The 12,914-nt window shown below is 36.0% G+C and carries 11 protein-coding genes; 6 read left to right on the forward strand and 5 right to left on the reverse strand.

Going from position 1 to position 12,914, the window contains the following annotated elements; all coding sequences use genetic code 11:
* Window positions 1-57: 57 nt before the first annotated feature.
* From DWA31_RS16145 to DWA31_RS16165, 5 genes are all read right to left on the reverse strand, one after another.
* Window positions 58-1,110, reverse strand: coding sequence for an XrtA/PEP-CTERM system-associated ATPase (locus DWA31_RS16145; RefSeq protein WP_114327596.1), 1,053 nt, complete (start codon window positions 1,108-1,110; stop codon window positions 58-60).
* 1 nt (window position 1,111) lies between these two features.
* Window positions 1,112-2,629 (reverse strand): TIGR03016 family PEP-CTERM system-associated outer membrane protein, encoded by a 1,518-nt coding sequence (locus DWA31_RS16150; protein WP_168427379.1) that lies wholly within the window; start codon window positions 2,627-2,629, stop codon window positions 1,112-1,114.
* The gene (locus DWA31_RS16155) at window positions 2,589-3,494 is read right to left on the reverse strand and encodes an XrtA-associated tyrosine autokinase (protein WP_114327598.1); all 906 of its coding nucleotides are present in this window, start codon (window positions 3,492-3,494) and stop codon (window positions 2,589-2,591) included. Before DWA31_RS16155 ends, DWA31_RS16150 begins: the two co-directional genes overlap by 41 nt.
* A gap of 3 nt (window positions 3,495-3,497) precedes the next feature.
* Window positions 3,498-5,087 (reverse strand): XrtA system polysaccharide chain length determinant, encoded by a 1,590-nt coding sequence (locus DWA31_RS16160; protein ID WP_114327599.1) that lies wholly within the window; start codon window positions 5,085-5,087, stop codon window positions 3,498-3,500.
* Window positions 5,088-5,216: 129 nt separating this feature from the next.
* On the reverse strand, window positions 5,217-5,855 hold the full coding sequence (locus DWA31_RS16165; protein ID WP_114327600.1) for an XrtA/PEP-CTERM system exopolysaccharide export protein: 639 nt from the start codon (window positions 5,853-5,855) through the stop codon (window positions 5,217-5,219).
* Window positions 5,856-6,070: 215 nt separating this feature from the next.
* Between DWA31_RS16165 and DWA31_RS16170 the strand changes: the two genes are divergently transcribed.
* The 6 genes from DWA31_RS16170 (at window position 6,071) to DWA31_RS16195 (ending at window position 12,908) form a co-directional block, all read left to right on the forward strand.
* Window positions 6,071-7,474, forward strand: coding sequence for a TIGR03013 family XrtA/PEP-CTERM system glycosyltransferase (locus DWA31_RS16170; RefSeq protein WP_114327601.1), 1,404 nt, complete (start codon window positions 6,071-6,073; stop codon window positions 7,472-7,474).
* A gap of 136 nt (window positions 7,475-7,610) precedes the next feature.
* On the forward strand, window positions 7,611-8,465 hold the full coding sequence (locus DWA31_RS16175) for an XrtA system polysaccharide deacetylase (RefSeq protein ID WP_114327602.1): 855 nt from the start codon (window positions 7,611-7,613) through the stop codon (window positions 8,463-8,465).
* A 179-nt stretch (window positions 8,466-8,644) separates the two neighbouring features.
* Window positions 8,645-8,839 (forward strand): GIY-YIG nuclease family protein, encoded by a 195-nt coding sequence (locus DWA31_RS16180; protein WP_342766964.1) that lies wholly within the window; start codon window positions 8,645-8,647, stop codon window positions 8,837-8,839.
* Between the two features lie 421 nt (window positions 8,840-9,260).
* Window positions 9,261-10,313, forward strand: coding sequence for a FemAB family XrtA/PEP-CTERM system-associated protein (locus tag DWA31_RS16185; RefSeq protein ID WP_114327603.1), 1,053 nt, complete (start codon window positions 9,261-9,263; stop codon window positions 10,311-10,313).
* Between the two features lie 7 nt (window positions 10,314-10,320).
* Window positions 10,321-11,817 carry an exosortase A gene (gene xrtA, locus DWA31_RS16190; RefSeq protein WP_114327604.1) on the forward strand — a complete coding sequence of 499 codons (1,497 nt, stop codon included), beginning with the start codon at window positions 10,321-10,323 and terminating at the stop codon, window positions 11,815-11,817.
* The gene (locus tag DWA31_RS16195; RefSeq protein WP_114327605.1) at window positions 11,814-12,908 is read left to right on the forward strand and encodes a glycosyltransferase; all 1,095 of its coding nucleotides are present in this window, start codon (window positions 11,814-11,816) and stop codon (window positions 12,906-12,908) included. The genes xrtA and DWA31_RS16195 overlap by 4 nt, the downstream gene beginning before the upstream one ends.
* Window positions 12,909-12,914 lie beyond the last annotated feature (6 nt).

The raw sequence follows: 12,914 nt of genomic DNA on the forward strand, positions 1-12,914 counted from the left end.
GGTTATAGTTACGAAGAAAAACTCTTGGGCGTGTAGGTTTTTCGATACTCGTTACTTTTATTTCTCGCTACTGTGGCTCACTTGCTCTTTTGCATACTGTCGGCTTTTCTGTTTCAGCAGTTTATCTACATAACGTGCCATCTTTATTTTCTGTTTAATATCACTTTCTAGTATTTCTTCAACTTCTCTTAATACATTTTTAATGTTTTCAACATTTTCATTCGAATTTATTACCACTTGTTGCGTTTGTGATGTACTTACTTGATTATTCGGCAATACTTGCGAGCTTAATGACCCAGTAAGCTCACCAGACATTTCTAACGCTACTTCATTAATAGCATCAATGCCAAAAGAAGTTAATTCTTCTAAAAACCCAAAAAGTAACAAGCGATCAACAAATATATTAATTTTCCGTGGAACACCTAAGGTTTTTTGATGAATCAAATCAAAAGCATCATCAGAAAATAAGGACTCTTTTTCGAAGCCTGCTTGCTGTAAACGGTGATTGATGTAATTTTTCACTTCTTCCGCAGATAACGGCTTTAAGTGAGCAGAAGCAATAATGCGTTGTCTAAATTGCTCCATATTAGAGGCTTGAATGATATCTTTTAATTCTTCCTGCCCTAATAAAAAACTCTGAATTAGCGGCTTGTCGTCTAACTGGAAGTTGGAAAGCATCCGCAACTCTTCAATAGTTTCTGCGGGTAAATTTTGTGCTTCATCGACAAGTAATAAAGCCCTTTTACCCTGTTTGTTTAGCGCTATTAAAAAGGATTCAATGCTGCGAAGCACTTCAGCTTTGTTATTACCTTTAACTGGTATTTTAAACTCAGAGGCAACTAATTCAAGAAGCTCCTCAGGGGATAACTTAGTCGTTACTAATTGTGCGGCAACTATGTTTTCGTCACCAATAGTTGCTAATAAATTTCGTGCTATGGTGGTCTTCCCTGTGCCAATTGGGCCAGTAATTACAATAAACCCTTCACCTTGGTCTAAACCATATTGTAAATAAGATAAGGCGCGTTGATGATGGCTAGTGGCAAAGAAAAACCGTGGATCTGGGCTTAATTGAAAAGGGCGTTCGGTGAAGCCGTAGTAACTTTCATACATGTTAAAATTCTTTTGTTATATTAATTATTGCGCGAACTTCATCGTAACTAAAGCTGTCAATAGTCGAGTCACGATTGATATGTTCTACAGTAAAGTAGCAAGATAAAGAAGAGGCTAAATTTCTTGTGAAATTTGCTGAAATAGAACGGTAATAGTCTTCTTGGCGACTACCCTCTGGGTTGTCGTTATCATAAATTGAATAGTTAAACTCTGCTGATAACGACAAGCTACTTTTAGCGCTAATTGTACGTGTCACGCTTATGTTTGTGCCAAAAGTGTCATCTACAATATCAGTTTCTAAACTCGTTCTTTCATTTGCTGAAATAGTCACGTTAAATGATGTTCTTGATAATTGTAATTGTGATGACCAAGCCAAACGTTTATTTAGTGAGAATTCATCACTTTCGACTAATTCAGGAACTCCAGGTGTTATATCTTGATATGTGTTTCTATCAAAAACCTGTAAAGTCTCATCGTAGCTAATGGAGTTAGTGAGCCTTCTGGTTTGATGGCTGAAATTTAGATTATAAGCATGACCAAAAAAACGTTGGCTAAAACCGAGTGTTAAAGACGTTCTAGCAGAAGGCTCCCATTGTATTGACGTATCAACATAGTCATCACTTGCTGTTTCATCAGCGACAAAATTATAGGAAAGGTCAATAATAATATGTGGGGTAGCTAGCCACCTTATCCCTGGACCCCAAGATGAAGTTATATTTAGGTTTTGGTTAACTCCGCTTCCCTGAACATTTTCATCATAGTAGCGAATAAATGGATTTAAATTCCATGGAGTAATAGCACCTAAAAGTGCTTCTACGGTATAATTCTCACCGTTATTGTCAGTGCTTTGCTGCATTCGCTTAGTATAACCTGTACTCAGTTGCCAGTATAGGTGCCGAGCATTATTGCCATTTTCGCTACCAAGCTGAGCCGTGAATCCATTGCTTTCACCAATGCTATCTTCGACTCTAGTAATGTCATAATTAGCCGACGATGTTACAGAATAACTGCTATTGCCAAAATTATACTGTAAACCGGTTGAGTAGCTATTTTGCTGAACAGTGCCTCCTGAAACTATATCAGCCTGTCCATTACGGGCATTATTTTGGCTAATGTTAGCTATGCTAGCGCTGGCGGTGAGTGCAGGCCCACCATTCCAAAAAGAGTGTTGCCCATTAGCACTCAAGGTTCTGAAATGATCGTTAAGTTCACTGTCATGACTGTACAGAGCGTAAATTTGAGTACCTGACCAGTGTAAAGTTGTTAAACTAGATTTATATTCTGCATCTAACCCTGCAATGGTTTGTGTTACGAAGCTTGATGTGGTTTCTACAGGGGTTAACTCTACATTATCAGTAAATGTTTCATCTAAGGAAATGTTAGGTATTAACGTCCAGTCACCAGCAAAAACTAAAGAAGGTGCTACTACCATTAAATATAATAAGCCTATTATATTTAAATGGTAAATTTTTCTATTGTTATTGGTGTTTTTTACCATAACCATAGCCGTAATAGCCATACACATCCTTATTAGATCTAATCGTTTTATTCATTACACAGCCAATTGCTATATCTTCATTTAATTGAGATACAGCACGCTTTACGTCGTCAATTTTTGTTTTAGACTCTTCAACCACAACGATCGCTTGACCAACTAAACTAGAAAGTACAGGTGTTTCAGTTACCCCTAATATTGGCGGACAATCAAATATAACTATGCGGTCTGGATAGCGCTTAGCAAGTTCTTCAGCTAATTGTGACATGCGTGCACTGGCTAATAATTCATTGGTTAGATGGTGAGGCTTTCCAGCAGGAATTATTTTTAAATTAGGTATGTTAGTGTTATAAATAACCTCAGAAAGCGAATCTACCTCAGCAAGTAAATACTCTAACAAACCTTTTTTACTTTCAAACTCTAATTCTTTATGTAAACTTGGTCTAAGTACATCAGCATCAACTAAGAGCACGGTTTTATCTTGCTCAAGCGCGATACTAAGCGCTAAATTAATAGAAATAAACGTTTTACCTTCATTAGCGTTAGAGCTGCTAACCATGATCAAATTGCTATGTTTTAACGTTTTAGCGGCAGGACCAAAAGCATTGTTTAGTAATTTACGCTTTATATGACGAAATTCTTCCTGGATGTGGTGAGCACTAGTAGAACTATAAATAAAACCACGCTCAGTTAATCGCTCACTATTAAGTATAATTTGAGCAGAGTTAGGAAGCTCTGCATTATTGTTGTTCTCCTTAGATACCGGAGATAAGTTTTCTGTTCTAATTTTAGGCGGTTGCTTTTCAGCCCCCGTTGCTACTATGGATTCAGTTTGTTTTTTCTGAGCAGATTCTTTTTGTTTTGCTAATGCCTTTTCGATAGTGCTCACAGTTTAAAATATCCTTTTAAGTGGTGCTTGAATAGCGTCAGGAAATAAAAAATAACTCATAATCATCATCAATAGACAAAGCAACAATAAGTTGGAGCCAATAAAAATCAACGTTTTTCTTCTATGCCATTTTTGTAAGCCTAAGTTTTTATTGGCAGATACTACACCAAATATAGGAACACCCGTTGCTTTGTTTAATTGAAAGGTTGAGGTAGCAACCGGAGTTATCTGGCTCATTAGCAAGGACAAAGCAAGACCAACACCAACACCTAATACTGCCACCATACCAAAGAATACAAATCTATCTGGACCTGAAGGTGCAGATGCAGCTCTTGGCGGATCGAGTACTTTAAATTGAATTTTCTCAGTTGTTTCATCTGCTTGTTGAGCTAATAGAGCGGTCTCTTTGCGTGAAAGTAAGCCTTCGTATTTTCCTTTGGTAATTCCATAACCTCGATTAAGCGCAACTAACTCTGCTTCAATTTCGGGCAAGGAGTGAATTCTACTTTCAAGATTCTGTACACGTTCACGGTAGTTATTCACCCTAACCGTTAAGGATGCTGCTTCATTTTCAAGGCTATTTACTTGGATTTTCATCTCTTGATAAACAGGGTTTTTATCAATTGATGATTGTGGTTTTTCGCCAGCTGCACTGATGGATTTATAGTATTGTTCTATTTCAGAAGCTCTCTGTTTCTTTAAACTATCAATTCTGCTTGTGACTTGTTTCACATCTGGGTGGTTATTTGTATATCTAAGTTGTAGCTCATCGAGCTGTGCTTCTAACTGGGTTATTCTTCCGTCAAAAGAAGTTGTTACAGAACTATTGCTTTGTACTGAATTTGAAAATAATCCAAAAACAGGTTCTTCACCAACCAATTGTGCTTTTGCAGAAGCCAAGCGAGTTTCAACTTCTTTAAGCTGAAGCTCTGCTTCTTGTAATCTGTTTTTTTCGCTTTTTAAATTGCTATAAAAGCCACCAGATTGACCTGGTAAAATTCCACTGTACTTTTGTTTAAAATCAGTTAAACGGGCTTCTGCAGCGCTTAATCTATTTTCATATTCATTTAATTGTGCGTTTAAAAATTTTTGGGCACTATCAGAGTCGCTTCGAGTTTCGCCTAAAGTATTTTCAATAAATACGGTTAGTGCAGACTGAACAATGCTTTTTGCCATTTCAGCGTTTTTATTTTTAATACTCAGCGTGTAAATGTTTTCTCGTCCTGCAGCAGATATTTTTATATTATTTTTTAGGCTTTTTATTATGGACTCATACTGCTCAGGGGTAGTTGCTTGCACATCTAAATCAGTCATGCGAGAAATTCGTTCTAAATTAGGCCGACTTAATAAGGTTTTTACCATTAAACGAATTTGAGTGTTGGGGTTGGTTTCAACGGTTAGGCCACGTAATAAAGGACGTAATAAAGATTGAGTATCTACATAAACTCTTGCTTGAGACTGATACACATCAGGCATTTCAGCAACAAAGTACCAACCAAGTGGGCAGATAAGCCACGTGGATATAATAATATATCTACGTTTTATCCAAATTCCTTTTAGATAATCAATTATCTCTTTGAGTATTTCTTGCATTCTTCGGTTTAACTCCAGACTTCAAAAATTTTTAATGTTGAGCATTTTATTAAAATGCATTGGCATCATCGAGGTTTTTGTCGAGGATCTAGTTGTGGTGTTCAGTTTTTAAATTCTAGCCTACTACGCTTAAAACCAAGCTTCAGGAACGATGATAATATCTCCTGGAAGCATATCAATGTTGGCACTAATTTCACCATCTTTTATTAATTCATCAATCATAATGTTGTATTGTTTTTGTTGGCCATTTTCTATTCTAACTAAAACAGCACCATTTCCGTCAGCAAATTCTGTTAAACCACCCACTTGAATCATGACATCCAACAACGTCATGTGCTGAGTATAACTAATTGCTTTTGGATTGGCGGCTTCACCAATAATACGTATTTGTTCGCTAAAAGGGCCAACGAAGCCACCTACCGTTACGGTAACGATAGGGTCGCGTAAATAAGTAGCCAAAATTTCTTCAATTGAACGTGCCAATTCTGTTGGTGTTTTACCAGTGACAGGAATATCTTCTACTAATGAGGTGGTAATCATGCCATCAGGACGAACAGTGAAGGAACCCGACACTTCAGGATTACGCCAGACAAAAATATTAAGAGAATCACCAGCACCAATCAGGTACCTGTATGAATTGATGTCAGTAGTATTAGATGGGTGCAATGTTGCTGTTGGTAAATTATTAGAAGTCGAGCAGGCAGAAATGATTTGCACTAAAAGCAAAGCAACGACTACTTTCAGTGACTTGGTAATTTTTATATCCATGGTTCCTACCTTTTAATATCAAAATTTATTTTTAATTCAGCTGCTGATTGTATTGTATTTTTTTCTGAGATGCACACATTTTAACAACCGTAAATAAAACGTTAACTTTACAAGTATTTTTGTTAGAATCATTCCTTTGTTTTATGTGTTTACAATCTATCTATTTTACTATTAATTATGCTTTAATATAATTTATCAAGGAAACTAGTCTCATTATGTCTAGCCCGAATTTTAAAGACTTACCGCTAGCCAATAAGACTCTGATTATCATTGAGTTTATTTTGCTGGTTGTCGCATTGCCATCGGCTCTTTATTTAAATGATTTCATTTCATTTATCAGTGTTACTCCAATTACTGATAATTATTTATTTGTTTATTCCCTCGTTTTTGCCCTAGTGAATCAATTGAGTTCTTTAGCATTGGGCTTGTATAACTCCAAGCTGAGAGTGAATTTTCGTGGTGTCATTCGCCGATTGCTAATGTGTGTTGCGGTAGCCTTTTTTATTTTAACCATGATAAACCCTTTTTATGGTGAGCAAGTTTTGCCGATTGAGATATTAGCACTTGCTTCTTTAGTGAGCTTTATTGTTATCAGTTCTTTCCGCTATTTCACTTTCCAAGTTGACTTTTTTGGGTTTAATAAACGAGTGGTTTTAGTACTTGGTTCAGGTGAGCGAGCTTCTATCATTGAAAGAAGAATGCGCCGTGATGTTGATAGGCAAAATTTTTCTGTGCATGGCTACGTTATTATGGACGGTGATTTAGAAGAAGGTATTAAAGAAGAAACGCGTATAACGCTTGAAGGCTCACTGGTTAATTATGCGCTAGAACATTGTATTGATGAAATTGTAGTTGCCAGTGATGAGCGACGTAATAATTTACCGGTAGATGAATTGTTTGCATGTAAGATTCGTGGTGTCGAAATCACCGAAATTTTAGACTTTATCGAACGTGAAACGGGGCAAATAGCGGTAAACCTTATTTATCCTAGTTGGGTGATTTATTCTAATGGCTTTGCCTCGATCAATCATTTGCGAAACTCTTTAGATTGGATTTTTAATGCCGCTATGACGATAGTACTTTTTATTATCACTTGGCCTGTGATGCTGATTACTATTATTATTATGAAACTTGATGAAGGCTTGCGTGCTCCTATTTTTTATTATCAAGAACGGGTAGGTCTTGATGGAGAACCGTTTAATATTATTAAGTTTAGAAGTATGCGCCTTGATGCCGAAGAATTTGGTGCGCAAATGGCGAGCGAAGGTGATCCCAGAATTACTAGAATAGGTAATGTTCTGCGTAAATATCGTATTGATGAGTTACCACAAATGTACAATGTGATTCGTGGTAATATGGGCTTTGTTGGCCCTAGGCCTGAACGTCCTGAGTTTGTTCAAAGCTTAATTAAAAATATTCCTTATTATAATGAACGCCATAATGTTAAACCAGGTTTAACCGGTTGGGCACAATTAAAGTACCCTTATGGTGCTACAGAGGCAGACTCATTAGAAAAATTGAAATATGATCTTTATTATATTAAGCATCGTAGTTTTTTATTAGATCTACTGATATTGATCAGAACGGTTGAAATTGTTTTGTTTGGTAAGGGGCGTTAATGATTTCTTACGATTATTCAACCTTTCTGCATAATCTGGGCAAGCGAGATGCTTCCGTTTATCCTGAGCTTGTCAAAGGATGGGCAAGCGAGATGCTTCCGTTCATCCTGGGCTTGTCGAAGGAAGGGCAAGTTGTATGAATAGTATGTTAACAAAACAAGTGATGACTGTTGATGTTGAAGATTATTTCCATGTTTCAGCATTCGAAAAAAATATCACACTCTCTGACTGGGCTAATTTAGAGTTAAGAGTTGAGCGAAATACCTATCGTTTACTTGAGTTGTTTGAGCAACATAAAGTAAAAAGTACTTTTTTTACTTTGGGCTGGGTTGCTGAACGCTGTCCAAATTTAATTAAAGCTATTGTTGAACAAGGGCATGAGTTAGCTAGTCATAGCTATGCACATCAACGAGCCTTCACTCAAACGCAACAAGAATTCCGTGATGACTTAGTTAAAAGTAAGCAAATTTTAGAAGATGCATCAGGACAAGCCATTATTGGTTACCGTGCGCCAAGTTTCTCTATAAATGATAGTAATACTTGGGTCTATGATATTTTAATGGAACTTGATTTTGAATATAGCTCAAGTACTTACCCTATCGAACATGATTTATACGGTGTGCCAAATTGGCCCCGTTTTAAGTATACCCGTCCAGAAAGTATTGACGGTAAAACTATCATTGAAATCCCTGTACCTACATCTCGAAAAGGTGATAAAAATATCGGTATAGGCGGCGGTGGTTATTTTCGTTTATATCCTTACTGGTTATCAAAAAAGCGTATTGACGGCTATTTAAAAACTGAACAACAACCTTATAGTTTTTACTTTCATCCGTGGGAAATTGATCCACAACAACCGAAAGTGAAAGGTGCACCAATAAAATCAAAATTACGCCATTACTTGAATTTATCTCGTATGGAAGGCAAGGTAGTACGCCTTCTAGAAGATTATCAATGGGACACGATGAAAAGTGTTTATTTGAATAAGTAATGGATCCTCGATCAGAGACCTCGAGGATGACGCGGTGGCAGTAAGCACTTCCGTCATTCCAGTGATGTTTTAGGCTGGAATCTATTGTTGTTTTGCGTCATTCCAGTGGTGTTTAGGACTGGAATCCATTAACTAAAGAGATATACTTAGTACTATTAAACGAATCAAGGATGATAATAATGAAAGCCCCTGCGGTTTACATTCTAGCAAGTAAGCGCAATGGTACATTATATATTGGAGTCACAAGCGACTTAATAAGAAGAGTTTGGCAACATAAAAATAACGTAGTGGAAGGATTTACCAGTAAGTATTATGTTCACCGATTAGTATATTTTGAACAATACGACAGTATCGTTGATGCTATTACACGTTAAAAGCAGTTAAAAGTTTGGCAGAGAAGCTGGAAAATAAGATTGATTGAGCAGAATAACCCGCAGTGGCGGGATTTATATTCTGAGATAGTATAGAAAACTGGATCCTCGACAAGAAACTTCGAGGATGACGTTGGATGAAATTTCGAGGTGACGTGGTAATAGACTTTATTGTCATTCGGGCGGTGTAGTTCTATCGTCATTCCAGTAGTGCTTTAAGCTGACGTCACACGGATGTGACTTATTAGAAAATGCAGGAGCATATTTTCCTGAATCCATTGTGATTTGTGATGTGTTGTTCTATCGTCATTCCAGAGGTGTATTAGGCTAGAATCCATAGTCTAGCCAAATAGCCTTTCAATAAAATACTTTGGGGCAACATGGAAAAGTTGAAAATAATTGATAATTATAAGAGAACGGAAACTTGACGAATAATTGTGAAATAAAAGCCTTATCGCCAACACAATTTACTTTGTGGGACGATTATGTAAAAGCTCACCAGCAAGGGAGTTTTTTTCATCTTAGCGGTTGGCAAAGGGTTATCGAACAGAGCTTCAATCATGCCTGTTATTTTTTATATGCTCAGAAAAATGGTAAGTTTTGCGGCGTTTTGCCTTTAGTTGAAGTGAAAAGCAAACTATTTGGTCATGCTTTAGTTTCTACGCCATTTTGTGTTTATGGTGGCGCGATTGCTGATTCTTCGGAAGTAGTTCGCCAGTTAGAAGGTGAAGCCTGTCGGCTAGCTGAAAAGCTTGGCGTTGATTACCTTGAGCTGAGATATAAAGAAAAACAAGAATCTGATCTACTATTAAAACAAGCACACAGTACTTTTGGTTGTGAAATTGCTGAAGATAGCGACAAAATTCTAGCCTCAATTAAGAAAAAACAGCGTGCTGTTATTCGTCATTCCTTAAAAAATGAACTTTCTTATTCTATTAGTTCAACGGCTAAAGGTCAGGATTGTACTGATTTTTACCAACTACTTTCTACTAGCTACCGCAACTTAGGCACACCAATATTCACTAAACGTTATTTTGAAAATCTAATCGAAATCTTTGGTGATTGTAGTGATATTGCTGTTATTCGTGATAAATATAATCAGCCTTCCTCTGCAGTGATGAATTTTTACTTTAATGAACAGGTATCGCCTTATTATGGCGGCGGGAACGACAGTGCTCGTGGGTTGAAAAGTGCAGACTTTATGTATTATCAAGTAATGTGTCATGCACAAGAAAAAGGTAAAACCTGGTTTGACTTTGGTCGCAGTAAAAATGAAAGTGGCCCTTATAAATACAAAAAAAATTGGGGTATGGAGCCACAGCCACTGCATTATTATTATCATTTGGTTAATGCAGATGAGTTACCAAACCTAAGTCCAAACAATCCTAAGTACAAAGTTTTTATCAAACTGTGGCAAAAGTTGCCGTTGAAAGTTAGCCAACTTATTGGTCCTTTTTTATCTAAGTATTTAGGATGAACTTTCCATGAATGATGTAACAAACACAAAAATGACTAATATCAATAGAAATATAGCTATTTGTTTTACTATTTTTATAGTTTGGGGGCTTTCATTTTACAACACTATATTTTCAGCAGTGGAAATTTGGCAAAAATCAGATACATTTGCTCACGGTTTTTTTATTCTCCCAATAGTTATATGGCTTTTTTCTAAAGAACGTGTTTTTTTGTGTTCTAGTATGGTGAAACCAAGTTCATTAGCATTATTTCCTTTCTTAGCAGCAGTTGTACTGTGGCTAATTGGCCAAGCTGCAGATATTAGCGTAGTAAGCCAATTTGCTAGCTTTGCATTACTGCCAATTTCTTTTTGGTTGATCTTTGGTAATACATTCGCTTGGAAATTAAAATTTCCTTTGTTTTTTGTTATGTTTTCGGTACCCATGGGGAATGAGTTGATCCCCATTTTACAAGAGGTAACTGCTGAGATAACGGTGTTTTTTATTAAGCTATCGGGTATTCCTGTTTATTATGAAGGGCTGTATATCACAATTCCTACTGGAGTTTTTGAAGTTGCGGTTGCTTGTTCTGGTATTCGCTATTTGATAGCAAGTGTGACGATAGGATGTTTATATGCACACCTTACCTATTCAACACTCAAAAAGCAGATCATTTTTATTATATTCGCCGCACTTGTTCCTATTTTAGCAAATGGAATTCGTGCATATTTGATTGTACTTATTGCCCATTTATCAGAATTGAAATATGCCACAGGTTTTGATCACTTGATATATGGTTGGTTGTTTTTTGGACTTGTTATTGGTTTGATGTTTTATATCGGTGGTTTTTGGGCAGAAAATAATGAAAAACAAAATAATGCGGTGCAAGAGAACGACGGAAGCTTTACCTTTAAATTTTGGTTGATTCTCCCTATTTCCTCGTTGATTACTGCATTAATTTTAAATTTTAATATTGTTGAAACTGCCCCACCATCTTCACCCAAAACGGTTAATGTTTTTTTAGATTTTGAGGCTGTAGAGAATAATCCTTCTTGGGGCGTGAACTTTGATAACCCAATAGCAGAGTTTTTTGGAAAAAATGCTGATAATATCGAAATTTACACTGCAGCTTTTGCTCATCGACAAACTCAAGGTGAATTAATTTCATCTTCTAATAAAACATATAATAATTCTCGTTGGTCAATTGTTAATCGTGACTCAGTAGATATTAACTACCAAGGTAATAATATTGTAGTCACTCATGAACAGATCGTGACAGCAAGAGGGAGCATGAGGGATACTTATTATTGGTATCAAATTGATGGTAAAGTTATTAATAACCGATTAGAAGTTAAAGCAAAGCAAGCAATACTTAGTTTGTTAGGATCTAGTAGTATTGATTATGTCAATATTGTTTCATATGAACATGACGGAAAAGCATCAGAAAATGCGATGATAGAACAATGGTTAAAAGATAACTTCGCTGCAATTGTATTAGCTAGCAATAACGATGAATTATTAAAATGACGCAGATACATATCGTTCATATTGTTTTTAACTTCTCAACAGGTGGCCTTGAGAATGGCTTAGTAAACATTATAAACCATTTACCAAATGAAGAGTTTAAGCATTCAATAATATGTTTAAAAAGCTTTGATCAACAGTTTTTTGAAAGAATAACTAATACTGACACCTCTATTTATGCATTGAACAAACCTGAAGGGAAAAGTATCCGATACTTTTTTGAATTATATAAACAGTTAAAAAAAATAAAAGCGGATATAGTTCATACACGTAACCTTACATCACTAGAATGCCAATTAGTTACTTTATTAGCCGGTGTTAAGTATCGAATTCATGGTGAACATGGTTGGGATTCCCCGCAAGCAAAAAATCATAATAAAAGTAAAAATATTCGAAAGTTATTTAGCGTATTTGTTAATCAATATGTTGCACTATCAATTGAGGGGTGCGAATACCTTCGACATCATATCAATATTAAAAAAGAAAAAATAAGTCATATTTGTAATGGTGTAGACATTGAACGATTTCAACCCAATAAGAGTAAATCTCAAGGAAAAGCTCTTGAAGTGCTTACGGTTGGAAGGTTAGCGGGAGTAAAAAATCAACTATTACTTTTAAAGGCTTTATCAATTGCTTTAAAACAAAATAAGCATATAAAAGTCACTATTATTGGCGAAGGTATTTGTCGGTATGAGTTGGAAAAATACATTCAAACAAATGAACTACAAGGGAATTGCCAGTTATTAGGTGATAGAACAGATATTCCTGAGTTAATGCAGCAAGCCGATCTTTTTGTTTTACCGTCGCTTGCAGAAGGTATTTCGAATACTATTTTAGAGGCGATGGCATCTGGATTAGCGATTGCTGCGACCAACGTTGGTGGTAATGCTGAATTAGTTGCTCAAGATGAAAATGGTAAGCTCTTTGAAACAAATTCTCCAGAAGAGTTAGCAAACATATTGCTTGAGTATATCAACAATAAAAATTTATTAGACTTACATGGTTCATGTAGTAGAGAAAAAGCTGTTAATCAATTTAGTATTGACACTATGGCGGAAAAATATAAGGAACTTTATCTCAATATAATGAGATAAATATTG

Source organism: Candidatus Colwellia aromaticivorans, assembly GCF_003333305.1.
Classification (GTDB): domain Bacteria; phylum Pseudomonadota; class Gammaproteobacteria; order Enterobacterales; family Alteromonadaceae; genus Colwellia; species Colwellia aromaticivorans.